We start from the raw sequence: 25,957 nt of genomic DNA on the forward strand, positions 1-25,957 counted from the left end.
ATGGATTATCAAGCACAAATGAAATTAAAAAGACTATTAAAACAACCACTCGTGACGTATCTGTTACTTGGCATCACTACAATCGTATTTTTAGGAATGGAACTGTCAGGTGGCTCAGAGAACAGTCAGGTTCTGATTCGTTGGGGTGCGATGTCCAGGGTAGAGATTCTTTATTTAGATCAATATTGGCGTTTATTCACACCGATGTTTTTGCATATCGGCTGGTTGCATTTTGTGGTAAATATGGTGACACTCTATTATGTAGGTTCACAAGTTGAGAGTATTTACGGTCACTGGCGTTATCTGCTCATTTATCTATTAAGTGGTGTGTCTGGAAATATTATTAGTTTTACGTTTGGTTCGCCAAACAGTATATCAGCAGGCGCTAGTACTGCTTTGTTTGGACTATTTGGAGCGTTTGTTATCTTAGGACGTCATTTTAAAAATAATCCAGCAGTCTCATTTATGGTTCAACGTTATGCAACATTTATTGGAATCAACTTGGTTTTTAACTTATTTAGCAGTTCGGTTGATATCATGGGTCATATCGGTGGCTTGATCGGTGGGCTTTTGGTAGCATCTGCTTTAGCGGTACCCGATCGTTCAGAAGAGTTCAATATTCATGAACGGATCATATCTGGCATCATTTTTGTATTTTTGTTGGGCGTTTGTCTAGTCTTGGGTTTAAAAAAATTCGGTTTACTTGTATAATAAGGAAGTGCATTTAATGGAAACGCTATATGATGTACAGCAGTTATTTAAACAATTCGGTATTTACATTTATGTAGGTGCAAGAATTTATGATATTGAGTTGATGATGATTGAATTGAAAAATATTTATGAAGGTCACTTAATTGATAGAGACACGTATCTTCATGCGAGGAGTGTTTTGCAACGAGAACATCGAATTGAAGAAAGCAGAGCAACTGAGAAAGGAACCGAGTAAATGGACAAGAAATTGATTGGGATTGATTTAGGCGGAACAACGATTAAGTTTGCGATTTTAACAACGGATGGAGATGTTCAGCAAAAGTGGAGTATTGAAACCAATATTCTGGATGAAGGACGTCATATCGTGCCGGATATCATCGAATCAATCAATCACCGAATCTCTCTTTATGAAATGAAACAGAAAGATTTTATCGGAATCGGCATGGGCACTCCAGGTAGTGTAGACATAAAAAAAGGAACAGTAATCGGAGCATACAATCTTAATTGGACAAAAAAACAAAATGTAAAAGCACAAATTGAAGAAGCAACGGGTATTCCTTTTGTTTTAGATAATGATGCCAATGTGGCGGCTTTAGGTGAACGCTGGAAAGGTGCTGGGGAGAACAATCCTGATGTTGTTTTCATTACACTTGGAACGGGCGTTGGCGGCGGGATCATTGCAGAAGGTAACTTACTGCATGGTGTAAACGGCTGTGCTGGCGAAATTGGGCATGTAACGGTTGACCCTGGTGGTTTTGAATGTACATGTGGCAAACGTGGTTGTTTAGAAACTGTTTCTAGTGCAACGGGTGTTGTTCGAGTTGCTCGTCATATGTCAGAAGAATATGCAGGTGATTCTCAGTTGAAACAAGCAATCGATGATGGGCAAGATGTGTCAAGTAAAGATGTATTTGATTATGCCCTAACAGATGATCCGTTTGCGTTGATGGTAGTGGATCGAGTATGTTATTTCTTAGGTCTTGCCATCGGAAACGTAGGAAATACCTTAAATCCGTCTAGTGTCGTAATTGGCGGTGGCGTTTCTGCAGCGGGTGAATTTTTACGCAGCCGTGTTCAAACTTATTTTGAAGAATTTACTTTCCCAGAAGTTCGAACTAGCACGCAAGTCAAACTTGCTGAGTTAGGCAATGAAGCCGGGGTTATCGGTGCTGCCTCACTTGCATTACAATTCTCGGAGAAAGAGTAAGAAAGGGATTTTAGAATGAACGTTTTATGGATTATCAATGGAATTTTAGTAACAATTTTATTAGCAATGGGGATCAATGAGTTATACCTTAGAATTATGGCAAAACGCTCTGCCAAAACAATCACAGAAGAAGAATTTAAAGAAGGTATGAGAAAAGCGCAAATCATTGATGTTCGTGAAAAAGACTCATTCGATGCAGGCCATATACTTGGTGCGCGCAGTATGCCGTATACAACGATCAAAACAACGTTGAATTCCATTCGTAAAGATCAACCTGTCTATATTTATGATCAAAAAAAATCATTAAGTATTCGTACAGCAAATCAATTACGTAAAAAAGGTTACAAAGATCTTTATATTTTAAAAGGCGGCTATGAAGGCTGGACTGGTAAAACGAAAAAGAAAAATGCTTAACTAATTAAGCACAGAGAGAAACGACGGTTCGAATCTGGACAACGTTTACTTCTCTGTGCTTTTTCTTATGATTCAAATGATAAATCGTTTCTTTTTTTCTTAATTAGGCTAAAATAAAGAAGAGGTGACTAAAATGATTCAAATCAAAAGAGCTTACGAAAAAGCAAGACCTAATGATGGTTATCGAATATTAGTCGATCGCCTATGGCCTAGAGGGATGTCAAAGGAAAAAGAGCAGTTAGATTTGTGGTTGAAAGAAATTGCTCCTTCAAATGACCTTCGAAAATGGTTTAATCATGAACCAGATAAATTTCCTCTATTCAAAGAAAAATACTTAATTGAATTACAATCAGGTGAAGCACACATTGCTTGTCAAAAACTTTTAGACATTACAAGAGAGTATCCTGCTATCACGCTGATTTATGGGGCAAAGGATGAAGTGTATAATAATGCTGCAGTACTAAAAGAAATGGTAGAAAAAATGAGTCAAATAAATCGTAGAAAATAAGTTGAAAGGGGGAATTTCATGAAAATCGCGATTGTTGGCGGTGGTCCTCGCGGGCTTTCTGTTTTAGAGAGAATTGTTGAGTGGTCAAGAGATGAACAGGTGATTCAAATTACAATGTTCGATCCTTATGGACCAGGAGGCAAAGTCTGGCGAGAAAATCAGTCATTGTCTTTGCTGATGAATTCAGTTGCCTCCCACGTGACGTTATTTACTGACGAAACATTAAGTACTAAAGGACCTGTTGCGAAAGGTCCAAACCTATATGAGTGGGCGCAAGGAGAAGCTGCTGAATTTATCAAGAAAAACAATGTTGAAAATCGAACGGTATTACTGGCAGAGTGTCAAAATTTAGGGCCAAATGATCACTGTTCACGTGTTTTCTATGGATTATATCAAAGATGGTTTTATGAATATGTCCAAACACGAATGACAGAACAGACTTCAGTAAAATTCTTTAAAGATACGGTTAGGGCTGTCAAAACCCAAGATGATACGTTTTTAGTCTATACTAAAGCAGTTGAGACAACAGTGGATACAGTTATTTTGGCCTTAGGACATCAAGAAAATGAACTTGTTGGAAACGAAAAAGCGTTAGCTGAATATGCGAGCGAGCATCGTTTATTTTATTCCTCACCAAAAAATGCTGCAGATGCTTATCTTGAAGCAATCACAGAAAACACGCCAGTTTTGATCAGAGGACTTGGGTTGGTCTTTTTCGATTATCTTACGTTACTGACAAGTGAGCGAGGCGGAGTATTTAAACAGCAAAATGAAGAACTCGTTTACCTTCCTTCTGGAAAAGAACCTAAGATTATTGCAGGCTCTGGTCGAGGGATTCCGTATCATGCCAGAGGGGCTAATCAAAAAGGCTATGGTGAAGAGTGTCAACCACGCTTTTTAAAAGAAAAGAGTCTAAATAAATTTAAAAGAAAGGGCAAATTTTCTGCGGAACAATTTTTTGAGCTGTTAAAAAAAGAAGTAGAATTTGTCTATTATTCGGCGTTAGTGAAGACAAATTATCATCAAATAAATCAGAACCGATTTAATGAAGAGTTTATCCGTACAAAGGGTGCTGACTCGATTTTGGAAAAATATGGCATCCATCAAAAAGATCGTTGGGATTGGTCAGCTATTGAACATCCAGACCAAGTGGTAGGACCAGCCGATTCTTTTCAAGAATTTGCTAAGACATATTTACATTGGGATCTCAAGCAGGCAAGAAAAGGGACGATTTCAGGGCCTTTTGCAGGAGCATTGGATAGTTTGAAAGATTTGCGGGATGAAGTTCGTTTTATGCTTGATCATGAATTATTTACAAATGATGACTACAAAAAATGGTTGTGGGATTGGTTTACTCCGTTGAATTCCTTTTTATCAATCGGTCCCCCTTTAGAAAGAATTGCTGAACTGAACGCGTTGATGAAAGCAGAAATCGTAACACTTCTGAGTCCAGAAATGGAGATAGCGACAGAGGCAGGTTGGTTTATTGGCTCTTCTAAAAAAGACTCGAATCAAAAATATAAAAGCCACTTTTTAATTGAAGCGAGATTGCCCAAAACAGCGAATCAGATTAGTTTAAACCCATTGGTACAACAGCTTTTAAGAGATGAAATGGCAGACTTACATCAATTGGAATTAGCATCAGGAGAAGTTTATCAAACAGGTGCACTTTTAGTAGAGCGAGAAACCAATCAAATACGGTCGAAATCAGGAAAAGTGCTGAGTGGGTTGTTTTGTTACGGGATTCCAACAGAAGGAATTCATTGGTTGACATCTGCAACAGCCAGACCTGGAACAGATCCATGGAATCTTAGGGAAGCAGATTTGATAGCTGGAACGATCTTTGAAGGAAAACAAAATATGAAAGGAGGATGGAACAGAAGTGTTTAACCTCGAGAACCAAGTAGGTAGTATGTAACATCAACTTGGTTCTCTTTGTGTTGGGCTTCTGCTCCAATCTTTTAGTCTCCTTTGTTATTCAAAAAAATCCTGTTTATGATAAAAAACATCACAAACAGGATTTTCTATTTACTGCTAAAGTCAAACGGTATAATATCGCTATTTGTATTATCTAGAAATACGTTTACGCATTGCTTTTTTACGGTTTTCCTCAATCATATCTTCTTTTTCTTCGATTGGATCAAGAACTGTTTTTTTGATGGTCGCCGCAAAACCGACAACGGCAGCACAAGTTACAGCTGTTCCGACAAGCATTCCTGAAATAAATTTTTTCATATACATTCTCCTCTCAATTGTTTATACATTTCTATTATGAACCAAAATAAGAAAAAAATCCAATAGAGTGTAACAAATGCTTATATAGTTATCTAATTCTTATTGTTTAAAAAGGATGTAATCGCAATATGAATTTGTTTCAAAAATGTGTTGCACAATTTAATAAATAGGTTAGGATTATAGGAATAATGATTAAGTGAGTAAAACACACTATGCAAAAAAAACTGCTTCTGATCTAATCACATTTTTATACATAATCTTAGTGAGACAAGAAGCTAAACTAGATTATTCTATCAAGCAAATAGACGAAAAATGAATACCTAGCAGATTTATCTAGTGCAAATGTTGATGATAGAGTAAGAAAGCTGTAGAATAAAGAATATATATCATGATATTAATAAATGTTTTATTCAAATAAGGAGGCAGTTACATGTCAATTTTAGTTTTAGGAGGGGCAGGCTACATCGGTTCCCATGCGGTTGATCAACTGATTGATAAAGGGTATGAAGTCGTAGTAGTTGATAACCTTCAAACGGGACATAAACAGTCGATTCATAAAAATGCCGTATTTTATCAAGGAGATATTAGAGATAAAGGCTTTATGCAAAATGTCTTCAAACAAGAAACGATTGATGGTGTGATTCATTTTGCTGCAAGTTCATTAGTCGGTGAATCCGTTGAAAAGCCATTAGTTTACTTTAATAATAATGTTCATGGGACACAAATCGTTTTGGAAGTAATGGAGGAATTTGGGGTTAAACAAATCGTATTTTCTTCTACAGCAGCTACATACGGAGAGCCTAAGGAGATGCCGATTGTAGAGACTACGCCGACTAATCCAGAAAATCCTTACGGTGAAAGTAAACTGATGATGGAAAAAATGATGAAATGGTGCGACAACGCTTATGACCTACGTTATGTTGCACTGCGGTATTTTAATGTTGCTGGAGCAAAAGCAGATGCGTCCATCGGGGAAGACCATGATCCAGAAACGCATTTGATTCCAATCATCTTGCAAACCGCTTTAGGGCAACGAGACTATCTAGGAATTTATGGAGATGACTATGATACACCAGATGGTACTTGTATCCGTGATTATGTTTATATTGAAGACTTGATTGCAGCTCATATTGCAGCGTTGGACTATTTACAAAAAGGGAATGAGAGTACCGTTTTTAATTTAGGTAGTAATACTGGTTATTCAGTCAAAGAAATGGTAGAAGCAGCTCGACAAGTAACTGGTAAAGAAATTCCGGCTAAAGTATTGCCACGCCGTTTAGGTGATCCAAGCAAACTGGTTGCCTCAAGCGAAAAAGCAAAAATGATTTTGGACTGGCAACCTCAAGTTACAGATATCAAGCAGATCATCAAAACAGCGTGGGATTGGCATGTCAGCCATCCAAAAGGGTACAAATAATTCTATAGAACAGTGCAGTTAGCTTTTTAAATTTAGGGGGAAACATTGTGTCAATTAGTCAAACTATTACTGACTTTGTAACAGTAGCGATTCAAGCAGGTGGTTGGATGGAGCTGGATCGTCTCTACTTGCAAAATCGTGTACTTGCAATGATTGGTGAAGAATCGTTAGAATCTATTACTCCAACTATAGTGACAAAAACATCCTTGGAATTGTTAGATGAATTAGTGGTTCAAGCGATAAAAAATGGTAAAGTCAAAGCAGAACCAGAAGAGTTAGCCATTTTCAAGGCGCAAATAATGGATTTTCTGACGCCACCGCCTTCAGTTGTGAATGCTCTTTTTGCGCAACATTATGAGAAAGACCCAGCGGATGCGACGGATTATTTCCATAAATTGACTCAAGAGAATGATTCGATTAAAACAAGAACTAGTGCAAAAAAAAGTGTTTTCCCAGTAGAAACGGAATACGGGCAGCTTGAGATTACGATCAATTTATCAAGATCCGATAAATCTCCCCACCAACTTGCTTCTGCTGATCAAGATTCCCATGTAGGTTATCCTAAATGTGTTTTTTGTATGGAGAATGAAGGCTACAAAGGTCGAACGAATTTTCCTGCTAAAACCAATCATCGTATTATTCGAATGAACTTAAATGGAGAAAGCTGGGGATTTCAGTATTCCTCCCATCCTGATTATAATGAACAGTCGATTATTTTCTCTGAGGAACATCGCCCGATGGTTATTTCTAAAGAGACTTTTCGTCGGTTGATGAAGATTGTTGAAGTATTGCCACATTATTTTGTTGGATTTAATGAGGATGTACCAATTGTCGGGGAGACTACCTTAACTCATGATCATTATCAAGCTGGACGGCATGCGTTCCCATTGGAGAAAGCTGAGATAGAACAATATTTTGAGTTAAGTGATTTTCCTCTAATGAATGCCGGCACCGTTAAATGGCCAATGTCTGTGATTCGATTGCAAAGTCCAAATTCAGAAGATTTAGTTGAGGCGGCTACATTGATTTTTGAAAAATGGCGTAATTATTTTGATAAGACGGGTTCGATTCAGGCTTTTTCAAAAGAGGAAGCGTCTCAGCATAGCATCGCGGCGATTGCTCGTCGTAAAGGGCATTTATTTGAATTGGATTTAGTTTTACGTGATAACAAAGTTTCTGACGACTATCAAGAGGGCATTTTCTCTCTATACAAAGAAATTCAACAAAATCTAAGTTTAGCAGAAGTGATGGGCTTAGTTTCATTACCCTCATATTTAAATGATGAGCTACAAGAAGTGGAAAAATATGTCTTAGAACAAGAAAACCAAATGACAGATTGTCATAAGTCATGGGCAGATCAGTTGAAAGAAATGTATTCTTTTGATGAAAAAAATATTAAAGAAATAATCCAAAAAGCAGTTGGAGAAAACGTAGTACATGCTTTAACTGATGCCAGTGTTTATAAGCGAACACCAGAAGGGCAAGCGGACTTTAAACGATTTATTGATAGTTTATAAAATTGGCGTAGCCAAACAATTACAAAATGAGCAATTACAAATACTTAGAATTCAGTACTTGTAATGAGGAAAATGATAATCGCAGCGAAAGCCATGAAAAGGGTGTGAGACAAAAATAAAAATTATTTTTGTTTCACACCCTAAATGGGAATAAACGGTGGGAGCAGAAGCAATCACTACGCTTCGCTTCGATCACATCAAATTCTATGTGCTAAAGCACTAAGATTTGAAGGCTGCGGAAATGAGCTTCTGTCTTAGCCTTTTCACTATTTATATGCAATGGCAAATAAATTGATATCATCATTAATACAACTTTGTAGAGTAATGCGTTCTCCGCCACCTGCACCAATGGTAAGATCCCAATAATCAGTTCCTGTACCAACTTCTGTTCCATAGTCATCCAATTGAAGGATTGTACGAACTGTATAAGTAGTAGGGGTGCCATTTCCATCTGTTACAACGATTTGACTACCTGACCCTAAAGAGAATACAGCAGAGAATACGCCAGGGTTATGCCCAATAAAATGAGTGTTTTGGCCGTCATCTCCTGATTGAACTGCAGCTCCTCCCCAAGTAGAAGCAACACCGCCAGGGTTTGAATCGATAATACTTTGGCCACTACCTTGTCCGCCATTTTGATAAGGAATCGATTGTCCATTCATGGTGATCGTCATTGCGCTAGATAAAGGCTCAGCTTGTGCTTCTGGTGCACTGGGAGCTAGAGCAGGTTCAGTAGATGCCTGTTCTACGGGAGATGTTTCCGTAGGAGGCGTTATTACTGGTTCGCTTTTTGGAACAATATGGAAAATTCTATCGGAAGTGCCAGTATTTCCGTTCGTATCTGTTGCAGTAAAATGAATGATTTGTGTGCCAACAACTGATGTGTCAAGTGTTGAATCAGTTGTTACACTTGCCGAAACATCTCCGTCTTTATTATCAGATGCAGTGACTCCATCATAAATATTGATTTGAGTATTTTGTTCAATTGTTTCTTCGGGTGTATTGATTGTAGGAGCTGTAGTATCTTTGGTCGTATTTAAGGTGATCATTTTTTCTTTGCTCTGTTTTTTCTTAGGCGCTGTCGCCATTTTAGCCAGCTCATTGCCTGTTGGAACATTTTTTATTAAGGTTGACTTTGCTTTTTTGGGTTCACTAGCCAAACTATTTGCTTTACTAGCAGTATCACTAAAAATATACCCGCCAATAATTAGGGAAATACCCAAAATACTGATGAAACCAAAGATGATAGTGTGTTTAATTGTGTTTTTTTTCATGTAGAATCCCTCCAAAAAATGTGGTGAGATTTTCCATTTATCGATAAATTTTAAATCCGCGTTTTTATATTTTCATAATAGTACCTGTTTTTAAATAAACCAATTGAGTTGCGCTTTAGATTAATTCAAAAAAGGGGTAGAAGATGCTATAATTATTGTTAAATAGGGATTTCTTCAAAAAAAGCTCAACTATTGGAAAATTTTGAAGAAAAATTTATTAAAGGTGAAATGAGGAGAGAAAATGGAGAGATTGTTATCGCCATCTATGCATCGAAGAGTGTTGTTGTTGAACTTACTAAATGGGCCAAATAGCTGGGTCACCTCTGAGTATCTCGCTGAAAGTATTGAGTGTTCAAAGAAAACAATCATGCTGGATTGTCAGTACATAGAAGATCGCTGGTCAGACTATCTGACGATAGAGACATCCAGAAAAAATGGGATTCGGCTAATTGCCTCCCCCCACCGATCGATCCACGATATTTATAATGAGATCATTCAAGAATCAAATGCCTTTTCTTTATTAGAATCGATTTTCTTTGAACCGATGCAACCAGCAGTTTTTTGGGAGAAAAAATTATATTTAAGTAACTCTAGTTTATACCGGTTGTCTAATTTGATCAGTTCGGCATTAAAAGATCGAAATATTCAAATGAATCGTTCGCCATATTTTGTGCATGGAAAAGATGAACGACAAGTTCGCTATTTTTTTATTTGCTACTTTATGGAAGTCTATGGGATTCGAGCATGGCCGTTTCATTTAGACCGAGAAAAGATTTTTCGCTTGTCAAATAAGATCAATAAGAAATTTAATTTGGAATTGAATGATAGCCAAATCGTTCATTTAGCCTATTCAATCGCGGTAACTATTATTAGAGAACGACAAGGTTTTTTGATTCAGAACCGAAAAGATCCAATCAATTGTTTTGTCAAAACTACAATCGACATTAGAAAATATCAATCCGATGTGGAGGAGATTGCGGAACCATTAAATGTTATTCTTCCTGATAATTGGTATGAGGATTTTTGTTATTCCATCTTTTGGTGGGATTTTGGTTGGGACAACGAACAAGAAAAAGTGAATGTTATCAATCAGGCGGAAAATTTAGTCAATACGATCAAAAATGCCCTTTCTATTTCTATTTCAGAACAGAGTAAGGCAAGCATTATTCGCCTGATTGAATATATATATGCGAAGCACAAAATGTTTCCTTATAAGAAATTTATGGTCTATGATCGTTACTTGTATTCTAGCCGAGCCATCAAACAAAATTTCATAGTGTTTACAGCGGTTGTTAATAAAGCGTTGAGTGTGTTGGAAGCGAAAATGAAGTTTCCGTGGAAAACAATGTATTTAGATGAGATCCTTCATGAAATGGCGATTCGTTGGGAAAATCTAAGTACACTTACCGACGAAATGAGGCACCAGCTATCTGTTTTAGTTTTGAGTGATTTAGGCAAGGAACATGCACAACTACTTCGTTCTGTATTAAAAGAAAATTTCCGAAACAAAGTCGATCTCTTTGTTCAAGAAAGTCATTATTATGACCAAACAATAAGTAGCTCTGATCGAAATTACGATTTATATGTTTCAAACTATGCTGTTGAAACGGTAGATGAGGAAATCAATATGATTGTAGAAGATATTCCATCATTTAAAAATCTCACTGATTTACGAAAATACATTGATAGAAGACGCTTAGTGTTACCGAAGGATATTGCGTATTTAAATGCTTAGATAGTTATATTAAATGATCGGTAAGATCAATAAATGGTTAGAAAATTAAAAATTTAAGTGTTCTTTAATAAATAATAATGATATACTGAAAGAGTACTATTATTTATTAAAGGAGAGAATTATGAAAAAGAAAGCTTACAGAAACACACCTGCATTTGTCTTTCTAAGTTGGGGATCATTTGCCTTTTTTGTGGCACTGATGTTGATTGGTTTGTACACACTAAAAGAACCATTAATGGTTAAAGGATACTATTTGATGGGATCAGTAGGATTGATTTCTTCCTCATTTACACTTTCAAAAGTGATCAGAGACAATCAAGAAGATGAAGAACGTTATAATCAAATGTTCCGAGCAAATGACGTATTAGCGAAAAAAGAAGAAACAGATACACACATTTAATAAAGGATAATAAGGCTGGGATGTGACTCATAGAGTGATGTTACAGCCTCTTTTTTTGAAAAAATTATTAATGTGTTCGCTTTTTTTAATGCCTTATCCATAAAAATCACGTATAATAGAACATAGTGAAATTCCGAGGGAGGGGTAAATTATGGCTTATCAAGCTTTGTATCGTGTCTGGCGTTCGCAGCGTTTTGATGATGTTGTTGGTCAAAAAGCAATTACGCAGACCTTAAAAAATGCGATCATACAAAAGAAAACCTCGCATGCCTATTTGTTTACCGGCCCTAGAGGAACAGGGAAGACAAGTGCGGCAAAAATTTTTGCTAAAGCAATCAACTGTAAACATAGCGTAGACGGAGAACCGTGTAACGAATGTGAAACTTGTGTTGCGATCACAGAAGGGCGTTTGAATGATGTCATAGAGATCGATGCGGCTAGTAATAATGGGGTAGAAGAGATTCGTGATATTCGAGATAAAGCAAAATATGCCCCAACACAAGCAGATTATAAAGTATACATCATCGATGAAGTGCATATGTTGTCTACAGGTGCGTTTAATGCCTTACTAAAAACGTTAGAAGAACCACCGCAAAATGTCATTTTTATTTTAGCGACAACCGAACCTCATAAGATTCCGTTAACGATTATTTCAAGAACACAACGTTTTGATTTTAAAAGAATCAGTACGCAAGACATCGTAGATCATTTAGGCTATATTTTAAAGCAAATCAATGTTGAGTTTGACGAACAAGCATTGTATGTTATTGGTCGAGCAGCAGAAGGTGGCATGCGGGATGCTTTGAGTATTTTGGATCAAACGATTTCATTTAGTGATGAAAAAGTCACACTGACTGATGCGATGCAGGTCACGGGTAGCTTGACTTATGAAATGATGGACCAATATATTTCCAACTGTGTGTCAGGTGATGTTGAACAAGCATTAGAAGTGTTGGAAAGTATTCTCAGTTCTGGAAAAGAAGCAAGAAGATTTTTAGAAGATTTGTTATTATATTGTCGAGACGTACTTATGTTCCAGCAAGCGCCTAACTTGTTAGCTGAAAAAGTCGGAAATCTAACAGAAAATTTCAAAGAGTTAGCAAAACATACTGCTGCTGAAAAGATTTATCAAATGATTCAAATTCTAAGCGATACTCAAAATGACATTCGTTTTACCAATAATGCTAATATTTATCTTGAAGTAGCGACCGTTAAATTAGCAAAATCTGTTAAAAAACCAGTAGAAGTTTCGAACGAAACCCAATCGACTCCACCAGAAGAGATTGCAACGTTGCAGCAACAAATCGAACATCTGCGAAAAGAATTAACTGAGTTGAAGAAAAATGGTATGACAGCTAAAGAAGCTGAACCTGTTAAAGTAACACGAGCGACAAGCAGCAAAAATACGCTACGGATTCCAACAGAACTAGTGTATAAAGTGTTGAATGAAGCAACTAAAGATCATTTATTGAACGTCAAAAATGTCTGGGATGATTTATTACAGATGATGTCTGTGACACAAAGAGCGATGCTTAAAGCCAGCGAGCCAGTTGCAGCTAGTCCCAATGGTTTAGTGATTGCATTTGAGTATGAAATTGTATGCGGTCGAGCTATGGAAGATGAGGAAATGCAGTTAGCGGTTCATAATAACTTGAGCCGTTTGGTCAATAATTATGCTCCTGATATGGTGTGTATCACCAAAGAAAGCTGGCCAAAGCTACGTCAGTCATTTATCAGCCAAAATAAAGAAACATCAAGTACGGGAGATCCAACAAATGAAGATCGATCTGTTAACAATGAAGAAAATCATTTATTAACAGAGGAAGAACCTGTAAAAGAAGTGAACAATCAAGTAGTAGACGAAGCGATTGCCATGTTTGGCGAGTCGCTAGTTGAAGTAATAAACGATTAAGAGGAGACGATAGTTATGATGCGAGGCATGGGAAATATGCAAGGAATGATGAAACAAGTCCAAAAAATGCAAAAAGACATGGAAAAAGCACAAGCAGAATTAAACTCAAGAGAGTTTGTAGGTGCTTCAAGTAATGATCTAGTTACAGCTACATTTACTGGCGATCGTAAAATGAAAGATATTTCGATCAAAGAAGATGTTGTGGATCCAGATGATGTAGAAATGCTTCAAGACTTGGTAATTATGGCGGTCAATGATGCCTTAACTAAAGTGGAAAAAGAAACAGAAGCAACTATGGGCAAATATGCCAAGGGAATGCCTGGATTTTAATCAAGAGTAACCTTAAAGAAAAAGAGCCAAAGGATTAAATGAATAAACATTTATTCTTTGGCTCTTTTCTTCGTTCTATATTCAGCAAACAGAGAGAAATCCTTTGTAGATTTAATGATTATTTTACCAGTGACAATTATGCGATAGGGCAAGAGTTAATGGAATATCAACACAGTTATCAGGCAAATAAATCAAAAAAAGTTAGCTGGTTATTTATCTAATTGTTTTTTTCTAAAGATGTAAGCTCCTGCAATCAAGATTACGCCAGCTGAAGCAATCGTCATACCATTGTTTACTTCACCTGTTTCAGGTAATTGTTTTGCTTTTGTTTGAGCTGAGGTAATCGATTTTTGATTTTTAGTAGATACAGGATTCGCTACTGGTGATAAAATATTGTTAGTTGGTGCTTTAGGATTTTTGTTTTTTTCAAGTGATGTAACCTGATTTATTGGGTTTTCACTTTCTGAAAGAATCGTTAAAGTAATTGTTTTTTCAGCAACAACATTTGTAGCCATACGTGTTAATTGACTGATATAATATCTAATTTTGTATGTTCCAACTTCAAGTAGCGTGTTGCCGATAGCTGTAACTTTAATAGGCGATTCAAGGATTTCAAACCCTACTTCATAGCCATCTGCATTGTGAAACGTTGCCCAACTTAAAATCATTTCTTCTGTTAATGATTGACCTACGTACATTGTTTGGTCGGTAATTTCAATCGTTGGTTTAGCTTCATCCGTTGAACTAAGGTCAGTAGAGGTTGGCACAGTAACATCAGAATCAGTTGAACTAGGAATGGTCGAACTAGAGTCAGTCGAGCTCGGTATAGTAGAACTAGAATCCGTTGAACTAGGTGCAGTAGAACTAGAGTCGGTCGAGCTAGGTATTGTGGAACTAGAATCAGTAGATTCAGGCATAGTAGAACTAGAATCAGTCGTGCTAGGCTCTGGTTCAGAAGAACTAGATTCAGTAATCTCTATTAAATTATCTAAGGCATTTTTTAGACTTAAAACGATTTCTTCATAGTTTCCTGCTAAGTTATTCTCCAAATCTTCCAAAGCCTTTTCTGCACTAGGTAATAAAGCTTTTACACTTTCTAAAGAAGCTTCAGTGTAGGATTCAGATGAAATGACTGATTTTGCTTCAGCTATTAAAGTCAATAATCGTCCACGAATTTCATCATTATCTACTCTTTCATCAACTGTTGTTTCCCCTATTTCTTCAGCATGAACAACAGCATTGACTGCTGGTGTTGAAAAGATAGCAGAACTGAACAGTAATGATACTGTTAATATTTTTAAACCCTTTTTCATAAAAACTCCCCTTTTGTATTTCCATCTTTTTATTTTCTCACCCGTTATTTAATATATAACACTTGTAATAAATGTCAAGATTTATTTAGTAAAAAAAATAAAATGTTAGAGTAAATTATAGATTCAATAACCCTTTTGAATTAGACGTTTTGACAGAATACGTATCTTTTTATTCATCAATTGAAGCATTTTTTCTAATTTTTAATATAACAAAGGGAAAGAAGAATCGACGTAAAGCTTTTATTCTGTAAAAACATGTATAAAAAATGGTATAATATATGTTAGCTCTACAATGAATACATAATTTACAACCAATCGTCCATCGTTTGTGTTTGAAAGGATTTGTTGAAATGCATTACCCAGAACCAATCGCTAAATTAGTTGAAAGCTATATGAAATTACCTGGTATCGGTCAAAAAACCGCTGTTCGTCTCGCTTTTCATACACTAGATATGAAAGAAGAAGATGTTAATGCGTTTGCCAAAGCATTGATCAGTGTGAAACGTGATCTGCATTTTTGTAGTATTTGCGGCAATATTACCGAAGAAGATCCTTGCGAAATTTGTCAGGATACGACGAGAGACCGCAGTATCATTTTAGTCGTAGAGGAACCAAAAGATGTGATGGCTATGGAGAAGATGCGTGAATACCATGGGATGTATCATGTGTTGCATGGCGTGTTATCTCCAATGGAAGGAACAGGTCCAGAAGATATCAATATTGCTTCATTGATTCAACGTCTTCATGATGATGAGGTCAAAGAGGTTATTATTGCCACGAATGCTACAACAGAAGGTGAAGCAACAGCAATGTATCTTTCTCGTTTGATCAAACCGGCGGGAATCTCAGTGACGAGATTAGCCCATGGCTTATCTGTTGGTAGCGATATTGAATATGCAGATGAAGTGACTTTGTTAAAGGCTGTAGAGGGTCGGAGGGAACTTTAAAATATAAAAAATCAGTAGTCAGTTTGAATGGCAGCTGGTTTGTTTCTATTATGTTTAAATAAATAGCGTATGATCTAAAGAGAGTAGCAGTAAAAAGCCGAGTAGAAGAATAACTCAAAGCAACTTAAAGATAAAATGTTATCCAAAAATTGAGAAAATACTAAGTATTTTTAGTAGAAGTAAAAAAGGTTCAGTCATTTTAGAGAATTAAAACAGTGAAACTGGGGCAAAGTCTGTTAGGCTTTTCATCCCAGTTTTATTTATTCATCAAGAAAATTTTAATAATAAGGAATTCAATTAGACTGATTGTAGCAGATAAAGTATAATGGGTAAAAGGAATCAAAGTAAGTAAGGGGATTAGTAAAGTGCAAGGTATTTTTATAACGATCGAAGGACCAGATGGCGCAGGAAAGACAAGTGTATTGAATGAGTTATATCCAAGGCTAGATCTGGCGGCGGAAAGAAGTATTATTAAGACAAGAGAACCTGGCGGTATTCCCATTGCTGAGAAAATTCGTCAAATCATCTTAGATCCAAAAAATCAGGAGATGGATGAGCGGACCGAAGCGTTGCTTTATGCAGCGGCCAGACGTCAGCACTTGATGGAAAAAGTTTTACCTGCATTAGAAGAAGGCAAAATCGTTTTATGTGATCGTTTCGTAGACAGTTCATTAGCTTATCAAGGAGCAGGTCGACGTATTGGTGTGGAAGCTATAGCTGCAATCAATGAATTTGCAATTGAAGGGACGATACCTGACTTTACAATTTATTTAGACGTAGATTCAGATACTGGGCTTAACCGTATCAAACATCATCGTCAACAACAAATCGATCGATTGGATTCAGAAGGTCTTGAATTTCATCAACGAGTTCGTCACGAATATTTAAAATTAGTGGAGGAAAATCCAGAAAGAATCACGAAAATTGATGCCAGAATGAGTTTGGAAGATGTTGTGGAAGCAACCTTTCAAGCGATTGTGAACCGTTATCCAGAATATTTTAGAAACTAGGAAGGTGACCGAATATGAAAATTATTTTAGCAATTGTCCAAGATAAAGATAGTAACCGTTTAGCCAATGAACTTATTGATGCCAATATTCGTGCGACAAAACTTTCATCAACAGGCGGCTTTTTAAAGGCTGGAAACAGTACGTTTATCGTCGGAATCGATGATGACCGCGTAGAAGAAGCATTGGAATTGATCAAAAAAACATGTCAATCTCGTAAACAATATGTGTCAACTCCTGTAACACTAGATATTACGATGGATGGACAAGTTCCTTATCCCGTTGAGGTTGAGGTGGGAGGCGCAACTGTCTTTGTTCTTCCAGTAGAAGGATTCCATCAATATTAAGATGAAAGAAGCACAAGTATTAAAGGAGCAACAACCGTTGCTTTACCAGCAACTTCAAAAAAGTTTTGAGCATGGTCGTCTTGCCCATGCTTATCTTTTTGAAGGCGATACAGGAACTGGTAAAAAAGAATTTGGCTTATGGATGGCAAAACATATTTTCTGTACAAATCTGACTGAGAATAACCCTTGCAATCAGTGCAATAATTGTCTGCGAATCAATGAAAATAAACACCCAGATGTTTTGCAGATCGCACCAGATGGTCAAACAATCAAAGTTGATCAAATTAGAGCATTGAAAGCAGAATTTAGCAAAAGCGGGGTAGAGACTGCTCAAAAAGTCTTCTTGATTGAGCAAGCTGATAAGATGAGTATTGGTGCAGCAAACAGTTTATTAAAATTTTTAGAAGAGCCAGAAGGAAAAGTTTTAGCTATATTAGAAACAATGTCTTTAGCAAAAATCTTACCGACGATTCAATCAAGGTGCCAGGTTCTTCATTTTCAACCTTTAGTCAAGGAAAAACTAGTTCATGCTTTGGCAGCATCTGGAATCAATAAAAATACAGCAAGTCTTTTGGCAGAACTGACAAATAGTTTTGACAAAGCAGTTGAAATCTCTCAAGATGAATGGTTTAATGAAGCTAGGGAAATAACTCAGCAGTGGTTTGATTATATGATAAAAGATGATTTACAAGCTTTTGTCTATGTTCAAAAAAAGATGATCAAAGCATTTAAAGAAAAAGATCAGCAAGCGTTGAGTTTTGATTTATTACTTACTTATTACCGCAAACAACTCACTGAAAGTGTAGTAGCGGATCAACTAAAACGTGTGATAGAACAACAAGCACAACGAGTTGAACTTATTTTAAAAGCACGTCAAAAGTGGGAAGCGAATGTTAGCTTTCAAAGTGTTTGTGAGCAATTAGTGATACGAATGATTCACCCTAAAACATAAATAGGAGGATGAAAATGGTAGAAGTAGTAGGAGTTCGCTTCCGTGAAGCTGGTCATATCTATTATTTTGCTCCTGGAAAATCAGAGTATTTTTATAATGATAAAGTGCTTGTGGAATCACAGCAATCTAAACAGCTAGCCACAGTTGCGATACCGAAAAAAACTATTGATCCGGAAGATTTACCTGAGGATTTAAAACCCATTTTAAATAGAGCATCAGAAACCGATTTAGAGAAAGAACAAAAGAACGTAGATGATGCAAAAGCTGCATTAAGTGTGGCCAAAGAGAAAATTCGAGCACATGAATTAGAAATGAAATTGATTCGTGTTGAATATACATTTGACCGCAGCAAGATGGTTTTTTATTTTACAGCAGATGGTCGAATCGATTTTCGTGAACTAGTCAAAGATTTAGCAGCGATTTTCCGTACGAGAATCGAATTACGCCAAATCGGTGTCAGAGACGAAGCAAAAATTTTAGGTGGGATCGGGCCATGCGGTAGACAACTATGCTGTTCGACTTTTTTAGGTGACTTTATGCCAGTGTCGATCAAAATGGCAAAAGACCAAGGCTTATCGTTAAATCCAGTGAAAATTTCTGGTTTGTGTGGGCGCTTAATGTGCTGTTTAAAATATGAAAATGATGAATACGAAGCAGCAAAAAAAGAATTACCTGATTATGGTAAAGATGTGATCACGCCAGACGGAAAGGGCCGAGTAGTCGGTTTGAATTTATTAAGCCGCATCATCAAAGTCCGTTTAGTTGGACGTGAAACAGCTGTAGAATATGATTACGAAGAAATCAAAGAAGCAACGCAAAAAGCTCAAGCCGAAAAAGGTGATCACAATGGATAAACGTTCTTTATATGATGGTCTGAGTTCTTTAGAGACGGATCTACAAGGAACTTTGGGTCAATTATCAGAGATTAAAGAAGCACTTCACGAGTTAGTTGAAAAAAATACAACACTTGAAATCGAAAATCAACGCTTACGTGAACATTTACAAGAATTGACTAAACTAGCTAGCGATCCAAATGATCCAGCAAAGCAAGAGTTATCTAAATCGCGAATGAATTTGGAAAAACTTTATGAAGAAGGCTTCCATGTCTGCAACATTTTGTATGGTTCACGTCGCGAAAATGACGAAGAATGTGCGTTTTGCTTAGATGTTATTTATGGAGAAAGATATAAATAAATGTCGAACGATTCACATTTAGAGAGGCTGAGACAGAAGCTCATTTCCGCAGCCTTCAAATCTTAGTGCTTTAGCACTTAGAATTTGATGTGATCGAAGCGAAGCGCAGTGATTGCTTCTGCTTTTACCGTTTATTCGCATTTAGGGTGTGAAACAAAAGTGATTTTTACTTTTGTCCCACACCCTTTTTACATTAACTTATCTGTTGAAAAGGAGAAACGATGCAAAAACAAAAAAGTTTCGATTCATCTAGTATTGGGCAGTTATATTTGGTGCCGACACCAATCGGAAACTTAGAAGACATGAGCTTTCGCTGTATCAATATCTTAAAAGAAGCAACGATCATAGCTAGTGAAGATACTAGAAATACGCAAAAATTATTGAATCATTTTGAGATAACAACATCGCAAATCAGTTTCCATGAGCATAATTATAAAGAACGGATTCCACAATTTATCGAACGTTTAGAGGCTGGGGAACGGATTGCTCAAGTTAGTGATGCTGGAATGCCTTCCATTAGTGATCCAGGTCATGAATTAGTTGAAGCGTGTATAAAAAAGGGAATCAATGTTATCGCTTTACCTGGTCCGACAGCTGGAATCACAGCTTTGATCGCTTCAGGATTACCGCCTCAGCCATTTACATTTTATGGCTTTTTACCTAGGAAGAAAAAAGAACAAAAAGAAATTTTAGAGCAATTGAAAACAGCATTACCAACGCAAATTTTTTACGAATCACCCCATCGAATCGCCACAACGATCAAACATTTTTCAGAAGTATTTGGAGAAGAGCGCAACGCTGTGATTTGTCGTGAATTGACGAAACTTCATGAAGAATATCTTCGTGGGACTTTAGCTGAATTAAGAGATTATTTAGCTGAAAATACGTTAAAAGGTGAATGTTGTCTTTTAGTTGAAGGGGCAGATGGGCCAGAAGTAGTAGAAAATCCAGATCTAGAGCTTTCAATCAAAGAACATATCGAGGTATTTATAACAAAGGGTAGTTCGTCTAAAGAAGCAATCAAAGAGGTTGCAAAGCTTCGCGGATTAAAAAAACAAGAGGCTTATAAAGCGTTCCATGTAGATTAAAGAATGAAGAGCCTGGTACATAACTAAAAAGGTTATGTTTCAGGCTCTTAGTAACCGAATAAACGGTGAGCCCAGAAGCAACTCCTTCGGAAATAAGCCGAAATTCACAAAAATAAAACCGTTCTATTGGTATAGATGTTATTTTTTATCACGTGAATTGTCAGAAAAATGAAATTATTTTACTTGTTTAAGAGAGTTTTGCTAGGATAATTCAAAAAACGATGCTAAAATAACCGACAAAGCTAAAATGAAGGTTGGCTTATTTTTTTGAATTGGAGGAGTTTTTTATGGAAACAGGGAATATTGCATTTATTATGATTTGTTCTGCGATGGTTTTTTTAATGACACCTGCCTTAGCATTTTTTTACGGCGGACTGGAACGAAGAAAAAATATTCTTAACACAATGATGATGGTGATTTGTGTGATGGGATTAGCTTCAGTTTTATGGGTTATCTTAGGGTATTCAATGTCTTTTAGTGGAGAAGGGTCATTCGTTGGAAATGTTGACAAGATGTTTTTTAATCATGTTTCAATGACAAAAGGAGAGACAATTCCAGAAGGATTGTTCGCGAGCTTTCAAATGATGTTTGCTTTGATTACGACAGCAATTATTACAGGTGCTGTTGTTGGACGAATGCGATTTTCTGCAATCTTTTTATTTATTGGGATTTGGTCGATCATCGTGTATTATCCGATGGCGCATATGGTTTGGGGCGGTGGTTTTTTAGAAGAGATCGGATCAATTGATTTTGCAGGTGGAAATGTTGTTCATATTAGCTCTGGAATTTCAGGGCTTGTATTGGCAATGGTTTTAGGACAACGTCGAGAATATCGACAAACAGAATATCGTCCACATAATATTCCATTCGTCGTTTTAGGGGCGGGACTACTTTGGTTTGGTTGGTTTGGCTTTAATGCTGGCTCTGCATTAGCTGCTGACGGGGTGGCGATCCACGCGATGTTGACAACGAATACGGCTGCAGCGAGTGGGATGCTGTCGTGGATGCTGATTGAAAAATTAGCAATCGGAAAACCTACAGTTGTCGGAGCTTGTACAGGTGCGGTTGTGGGCTTAGTTGCCATTACGCCAGGTGCTGGTTTTGTTTCTCTTTGGAGTTCATTTGTCTTAGGAGCCTTAGTAAGTCCGTTTTGTTATTATTTTATTTCATTTGTTAAACATAAATTTGGGTACGATGATGCTCTAGATGCGTTCGGTTGTCATGGCGTTGGTGGGATTTTTGGTGGAATCATGACAGGAATATTTGCAGATCCTACTATAGGAGGAAAAACAGGATTAATCTATGGTGGAACGGATCTGTTTGTAGCCCAAATCGCTAGTATAGCTTTTACGATCATATTTGCTGGAGTTGCAAGTTTTCTCATTATTAAAGGGATTCAGTTAGTTATGCCGATCCGAGTTTCAGCGAAAGAAGAAGCGTTAGGACTAGATCGAATCGAACACGATGAAACAGCTTATCCGACATTTATGGGACTAGATTCTTAGGGGGAAAACAGATGAAAAAAGTAGAAGCAATCATCCAGCAGGAAAAACTAGAAGAGCTAAAAGTCAAAATGGCTGATAGTTTTGAAGCGTTAGGAATGACCGTAAGCCAAGTATTAGGATTTGGGAACCAGAAAGGGTTAAAAGAATATGTCCGTGGTCAAGAAATTATCACAACACTGTTGCCTAAAGTGAAAGTCAGTTTTGTCGTTTTAGACGAGGAAGTAGAAGAGATTATTTCTTTGATTTTGGCTATTTGTCAGACAGGAGAAGTAGGAGACGGTAAGATCTTCATTTACAATGTAGAAGAGGCGATTCGGATTAGAACGGGTGAACGTGGCCCGCAAGCGATATAAATTATTTTTAATTAAGGAGTAGAGCTGAAAGAGCACTATTCCTTTTTTATTCAGACAAAATAAGTTGTAAATGAACAAACGTTCGTATATAATGTGTATAATATATAGTTGTTTTTGAAGGGAGAAAAAATGATTGTTGAGGATCTTCTAGGTGGTTCGTATGAATCGGTGTGATGTTATTGATCAAAAGACTTGGCGGAACTATAGAAGAACAAATTGCAGGTTTGCTACATGATGTGTCACATACTGCATTTTCTTTTGACTTTAGCTAATCAATCAGATAATTACCATGAGTAAATTAAAGTACAATTACTTGAACATTAGTCTATTTCAGCTGCATTAAAGCGGTATGGAACTGAGTACCAATAGATTTTATGAGATGATGAACAATGGAGACTTTTGGAGTGAGAAGCGCCATTACTATGTTGTGATTGACTTTTTTTATGATCCTCAAAATAGTTGTAGCGATGAATGAATATCAAAGGCTATCCAGCTAAGACTGGAAAAGCAAGACAATACTTTGAGCAATTTGACGATGACAGATTCAGTATTTCTCAAGAAGCTGAAATCGACCGGCCCAACTGATATCATACAATTGTTAGCTAAACTAAACCACCCATAGAAATATAGTAGTTGTTCCGACAAGGATAGTTATGATAGCCATAAAAAAAGAACACAAGGTTCATTGCCCCTTTGGTAAGAGTAGCTAATGAAATTATTTCTGTCTAAACTGTCTCAAAAATGGCTCAAATAAGGATTGAAAAATACTGGCAGATAGTGAAAAAGGCACTTTTATGAAACTTGATGAAAGAATACAGGCAGACTGGACCTGATTGAAAGGAGAAGAGCGACTATGATCAATGAACTGCGTTTTCCCTTAAAAAAGGATACTTCTCGCAAGATTATTCATATCGATATGGATGCCTTTTTTGCCTCCGTAGAAGAGCGGGATCATCCAGAACTAATCGGACATCCGTTAGTAATTGCACGTCATCCTAGTGATACAGGTGGGAAAGGTGTTGTGACCACAGCAAATTACGAAGCACGTAAATTTGGTATACATTCTGCAATGAGCGCTCAAAAAGCCTATGAATTATGTCCGGATGCAATTTTTAAACCAGGTAATTATGAAAAATATTCTGACATTTCTAAGCAAATTCGAGAAATTTTTCATCGCTATACAGATATTATAGAGCCTGTTTCAATAGACGAAGCATATTTAGATGTGACGACGAATAAAATAAATAGTACGTCAGCGATCAAGATTGCAAAATTGATTCAGTATGATATATGGAACGAACTACATTTAACTTGTTCAGCAGGTGTTAGTTATAATAAATTTTTAGCAAAATTAGCTTCTGATTTTCAAAAACCCAAAGGCTTGACCGTTGTAATGCCTGATGAAGCTGAAACATTTTTGAAGGCGTTACCGATTGAAGCGTTTCATGGAGTTGGGAAAAAAACAGTTCCTAAAATGCATGATTTAGGCATATTTACAGGAGAGGATTTATACAAGCAAGATGAGATGGAGCTGATTCGTAATTTTGGTAAAATGGGTTATTCTCTTTACCGTAAAGTTCGCGGAATCCATGATTCTCCAGTTAATATAACAAGAGATCGTAAATCAGTGGGTAAAGAACATACATATGGGACACCACTTACAACTGAAGCGCAGGTGACGGCTCAGTTACGACAGTTAGCTGAACGAGTAGAAGAATCATTGAAACGTGTCCAAAAGCATGGGAAAACCGTTGTTTTAAAAGTGCGTTATTCAGACTATACAACAGTGACGAAACGTCAGACACTTCCAGAATATATTTCTAAAAAAGAAGAATTGTATTATCAAGCAAATTTAATTTGGGAAGAGATTCTTGGCTTGGAGCAAGGGATTCGATTATTAGGAATAACGCTGACGAATCTTGATCCTATGTCTTATGAGAACATGGTTTTACCCTTATGGGAAAAGAAAAAAGCAGAAAGAAACGAAGAGTAAACGATCATTTAAGCAATTCGTTTTCAATTGAATCAAGCAGAAGTGGTAAAATTTTAGAGATAAATGACAATCTATGGTACTATCAACTTACTATTCATAAATACGAAAGGAAAGAGTCGATGAGCAAAACAATTATGTGGTTCCGCAAAGACCTTCGTTTAGATGATAATACAGCACTTAGTAAAATGATAGAGGACAGTGAAGCTACAGATGAACTTATCTGTCTTTTTCAACTAAATCCACTCCAATTTATAGAGAACAGTTACAATCACGATGCTTTTTTTCAAAGTTTAGGTACTTTTTATGAACATGCTAAAACAAACAATATAGGGCTTCATTTTGTGTATGGAGATGTAGAAGAAAATTTTACAGCATTAAAAAAGACTTATCCAGATTGGAATAAGATATATTTTAATAAAGATGAGCGTGGATTCGGGCGAGAACGTGATCAAAAAATGATTACGTTTTTTGAGAATCATCAAATTCAAGTTCATTCGTTTCAAGATAGTCATTTACATGGCGTACAGGAAATAAAAAAACCAAATGGTGAAAGTTATAAAGTATTTACTCCTTATTTTAGAAAGTGGCTGACAATGCCTAAGCGACCTTATGAAAGAACAAAGAATAAGAATCGCTCTTTTGCCAAACTTACACACCCCTTGTTTAAAGAAGGAGAAAAACAGTTCAGGCAGATAATAGAAAATATAAAACTACCTTTTGATTATGAAAGTGGCGAGGCGGCAGCGGAGGAATGTTTAAAAGATTTCATAAAAAATCATTTACATGAGTATCAAAAAATGCGAGATTTTCCTTCCTCAGATCAAACAAGTAAGCTTTCAAAATTTTTAAGGACAGGTGAATTGTCGATTCGAAAAGTTTGGCATGCTCTGAATGCTGAGCCAGATTCTGATGGTCGTCAAACATTTATTTCGGAACTATGTTGGCGAGATTTTTATAATATGATTTATTATGAGAATCCAAAACAGAAGACACAAGAAATCAAAGAGCAATATAGACAACTAAGCTGGAGCTATAATCAAGAGTTTTTTGAGCGATGGAAGAATGGTCAGACGGGGTTTCCGATCGTAGATGCTGGGATGAGACAGCTGAACCAGACGGGTTGGATGCATAACCGATTACGAATGATTGTAGCGTCATTTTTGACGAAAGATTTGATGATCGATTGGCAGATGGGGGAAAGATATTTTCAAGAAAAACTGATTGATTATGATGCTGCAAGCAATATTGGGGGCTGGCAATGGGCAGCGTCTACGGGAACAGATGCGGTTCCTTATTTTCGAATATTCAATCCCACGACACAAGGAGAAAAGTTTGATCCGCAAGGGGAGTTTATCCGTCAGTTTGTTCCAGAATTGAAAGATGTTCCAAATAAATATATCCATGAACCTAGCAAAATGCCAGCAGATATTCAACAATCCATTGATGTTTCGATTGGGAAAGAATACCCCACTCAAATTGTTGATCATAGTAAAATACGTGCTGAGATTTTGACATTTTTTAAAGAATCATCTTCTTAGAATTTAGTATACGAGTTTTTGGTTTTAGCGTTTTTTTAATCCCCACCTAATGCGTCTGTT

Annotated in this window: 26 protein-coding genes; 23 read left to right on the top strand and 3 right to left on the bottom strand. The window is 36.7% G+C overall.

Features of this window, described 5'->3' with window-relative positions:
- The 6 genes from AC1PU0_RS04035 (at position 1) to AC1PU0_RS04060 (ending at position 4,730) form a co-directional block, all read left to right on the top strand.
- The gene (locus AC1PU0_RS04035; RefSeq protein WP_206849358.1) at positions 1 to 711 is read left to right on the top strand and encodes a rhomboid family intramembrane serine protease; all 711 of its coding nucleotides are present in this window, start codon (positions 1 to 3) and stop codon (positions 709 to 711) included.
- Between the two features lie 16 nt (positions 712 to 727).
- Positions 728 to 946, top strand: coding sequence for a YqgQ family protein (locus AC1PU0_RS04040; protein ID WP_010760500.1), 219 nt, complete (start codon positions 728 to 730; stop codon positions 944 to 946).
- The gene (locus AC1PU0_RS04045) at positions 947 to 1,918 is read left to right on the top strand and encodes an ROK family glucokinase (RefSeq protein ID WP_206849356.1); all 972 of its coding nucleotides are present in this window, start codon (positions 947 to 949) and stop codon (positions 1,916 to 1,918) included. It abuts the gene before it with no gap.
- 15 nt (positions 1,919 to 1,933) lie between these two features.
- Positions 1,934 to 2,332 carry a rhodanese-like domain-containing protein gene (locus tag AC1PU0_RS04050; protein WP_206849355.1) on the top strand — a complete coding sequence of 133 codons (399 nt, stop codon included), beginning with the start codon at positions 1,934 to 1,936 and terminating at the stop codon, positions 2,330 to 2,332.
- 133 nt (positions 2,333 to 2,465) lie between these two features.
- On the top strand, positions 2,466 to 2,840 hold the full coding sequence (locus AC1PU0_RS04055) for a DUF488 domain-containing protein (RefSeq protein ID WP_206849354.1): 375 nt from the start codon (positions 2,466 to 2,468) through the stop codon (positions 2,838 to 2,840).
- A gap of 18 nt (positions 2,841 to 2,858) precedes the next feature.
- A complete protein-coding gene (locus tag AC1PU0_RS04060) occupies positions 2,859 to 4,730 on the top strand; it encodes an FAD/NAD(P)-binding protein (protein ID WP_479998750.1) in 1,872 nt (623 codons plus the stop codon).
- A 177-nt stretch (positions 4,731 to 4,907) separates the two neighbouring features.
- Here AC1PU0_RS04060 and AC1PU0_RS04065 read toward each other — a convergent pair whose 3' ends face one another.
- Positions 4,908 to 5,075 carry a DUF3042 family protein gene (locus tag AC1PU0_RS04065; protein WP_010760505.1) on the bottom strand — a complete coding sequence of 56 codons (168 nt, stop codon included), beginning with the start codon at positions 5,073 to 5,075 and terminating at the stop codon, positions 4,908 to 4,910.
- Between the two features lie 430 nt (positions 5,076 to 5,505).
- Between AC1PU0_RS04065 and galE the strand changes: the two genes are divergently transcribed.
- Entirely contained in the window at positions 5,506 to 6,492 is a 987-nt protein-coding gene (gene galE, locus AC1PU0_RS04070) for a UDP-glucose 4-epimerase GalE (protein ID WP_069653361.1), read from the top strand.
- Positions 6,493 to 6,539: 47 nt separating this feature from the next.
- The gene (locus AC1PU0_RS04075) at positions 6,540 to 8,009 is read left to right on the top strand and encodes a UDP-glucose--hexose-1-phosphate uridylyltransferase (RefSeq protein WP_479998751.1); all 1,470 of its coding nucleotides are present in this window, start codon (positions 6,540 to 6,542) and stop codon (positions 8,007 to 8,009) included.
- Between the two features lie 266 nt (positions 8,010 to 8,275).
- Here the strand turns inward: AC1PU0_RS04075 and AC1PU0_RS04080 are convergent, their stop codons facing one another.
- On the bottom strand, positions 8,276 to 9,283 hold the full coding sequence (locus tag AC1PU0_RS04080) for an immunoglobulin-like domain-containing protein (protein ID WP_206849351.1): 1,008 nt from the start codon (positions 9,281 to 9,283) through the stop codon (positions 8,276 to 8,278).
- A 241-nt stretch (positions 9,284 to 9,524) separates the two neighbouring features.
- On the opposite strand from AC1PU0_RS04080, the gene AC1PU0_RS04085 reads away from it, so the two are divergent.
- The 4 genes from AC1PU0_RS04085 to AC1PU0_RS04100 all read left to right on the top strand — a co-directional run bounded on the left by AC1PU0_RS04085 (position 9,525) and on the right by AC1PU0_RS04100 (position 13,660).
- Positions 9,525 to 11,018: an AcpB/EbpR/MafR family transcriptional regulator gene (locus AC1PU0_RS04085; protein WP_206849350.1), complete on the top strand. Its 1,494-nt coding sequence runs from the start codon at positions 9,525 to 9,527 to the stop codon at positions 11,016 to 11,018.
- Between the two features lie 121 nt (positions 11,019 to 11,139).
- Entirely contained in the window at positions 11,140 to 11,418 is a 279-nt protein-coding gene (locus tag AC1PU0_RS04090; protein WP_069653365.1) for a YiaA/YiaB family inner membrane protein, read from the top strand.
- 151 nt (positions 11,419 to 11,569) lie between these two features.
- Entirely contained in the window at positions 11,570 to 13,330 is a 1,761-nt protein-coding gene (dnaX, locus tag AC1PU0_RS04095; RefSeq protein ID WP_206849348.1) for a DNA polymerase III subunit gamma/tau, read from the top strand.
- A 15-nt stretch (positions 13,331 to 13,345) separates the two neighbouring features.
- A complete protein-coding gene (locus tag AC1PU0_RS04100; protein WP_206849347.1) occupies positions 13,346 to 13,660 on the top strand; it encodes a YbaB/EbfC family nucleoid-associated protein in 315 nt (104 codons plus the stop codon).
- Between the two features lie 209 nt (positions 13,661 to 13,869).
- On the opposite strand, the gene AC1PU0_RS04105 is transcribed toward AC1PU0_RS04100, so the two are convergent.
- Complete coding sequence (locus tag AC1PU0_RS04105; protein ID WP_206849346.1) at positions 13,870 to 14,973, bottom strand: LPXTG cell wall anchor domain-containing protein; 1,104 nt, start codon at positions 14,971 to 14,973, stop codon at positions 13,870 to 13,872.
- 350 nt (positions 14,974 to 15,323) lie between these two features.
- Between AC1PU0_RS04105 and recR the strand changes: the two genes are divergently transcribed.
- The 11 genes from recR (at position 15,324) to AC1PU0_RS04160 (ending at position 25,897) form a co-directional block, all read left to right on the top strand.
- The gene (recR, locus tag AC1PU0_RS04110) at positions 15,324 to 15,920 is read left to right on the top strand and encodes a recombination mediator RecR (protein ID WP_069653370.1); all 597 of its coding nucleotides are present in this window, start codon (positions 15,324 to 15,326) and stop codon (positions 15,918 to 15,920) included.
- A gap of 365 nt (positions 15,921 to 16,285) precedes the next feature.
- Positions 16,286 to 16,930, top strand: a complete 645-nt coding sequence (tmk, locus tag AC1PU0_RS04115; protein ID WP_069653371.1) for a dTMP kinase — start codon at positions 16,286 to 16,288, stop codon at positions 16,928 to 16,930.
- A gap of 14 nt (positions 16,931 to 16,944) precedes the next feature.
- Complete coding sequence (locus AC1PU0_RS04120) at positions 16,945 to 17,274, top strand: cyclic-di-AMP receptor (RefSeq protein ID WP_069653372.1); 330 nt, start codon at positions 16,945 to 16,947, stop codon at positions 17,272 to 17,274.
- Position 17,275: 1 nt separating this feature from the next.
- Positions 17,276 to 18,226, top strand: a complete 951-nt coding sequence (gene holB / locus AC1PU0_RS04125; protein WP_206849345.1) for a DNA polymerase III subunit delta' — start codon at positions 17,276 to 17,278, stop codon at positions 18,224 to 18,226.
- A 14-nt stretch (positions 18,227 to 18,240) separates the two neighbouring features.
- Positions 18,241 to 19,080: a PSP1 domain-containing protein gene (locus AC1PU0_RS04130; protein ID WP_206838194.1), complete on the top strand. Its 840-nt coding sequence runs from the start codon at positions 18,241 to 18,243 to the stop codon at positions 19,078 to 19,080.
- The gene (locus tag AC1PU0_RS04135; RefSeq protein WP_010773302.1) at positions 19,073 to 19,420 is read left to right on the top strand and encodes a DNA replication initiation control protein YabA; all 348 of its coding nucleotides are present in this window, start codon (positions 19,073 to 19,075) and stop codon (positions 19,418 to 19,420) included. Before AC1PU0_RS04130 ends, AC1PU0_RS04135 begins: the two co-directional genes overlap by 8 nt.
- A 221-nt stretch (positions 19,421 to 19,641) precedes the next feature.
- Complete coding sequence (gene rsmI, locus AC1PU0_RS04140; protein WP_206849344.1) at positions 19,642 to 20,508, top strand: 16S rRNA (cytidine(1402)-2'-O)-methyltransferase; 867 nt, start codon at positions 19,642 to 19,644, stop codon at positions 20,506 to 20,508.
- 287 nt (positions 20,509 to 20,795) lie between these two features.
- Positions 20,796 to 22,013 (top strand): ammonium transporter, encoded by a 1,218-nt coding sequence (locus AC1PU0_RS04145; RefSeq protein WP_206849343.1) that lies wholly within the window; start codon positions 20,796 to 20,798, stop codon positions 22,011 to 22,013.
- Positions 22,014 to 22,024: 11 nt separating this feature from the next.
- Entirely contained in the window at positions 22,025 to 22,366 is a 342-nt protein-coding gene (locus AC1PU0_RS04150) for a P-II family nitrogen regulator (protein WP_206849342.1), read from the top strand.
- A gap of 853 nt (positions 22,367 to 23,219) precedes the next feature.
- Positions 23,220 to 24,359, top strand: coding sequence for a DNA polymerase IV (dinB, locus tag AC1PU0_RS04155; protein ID WP_069653378.1), 1,140 nt, complete (start codon positions 23,220 to 23,222; stop codon positions 24,357 to 24,359).
- Positions 24,360 to 24,478: 119 nt separating this feature from the next.
- Positions 24,479 to 25,897 carry a cryptochrome/photolyase family protein gene (locus tag AC1PU0_RS04160; RefSeq protein ID WP_206849390.1) on the top strand — a complete coding sequence of 473 codons (1,419 nt, stop codon included), beginning with the start codon at positions 24,479 to 24,481 and terminating at the stop codon, positions 25,895 to 25,897.
- Positions 25,898 to 25,957: the final 60 nt, after the last annotated feature.

This window comes from Enterococcus sp. XAF26B05_ASV22 (assembly GCF_056727285.1).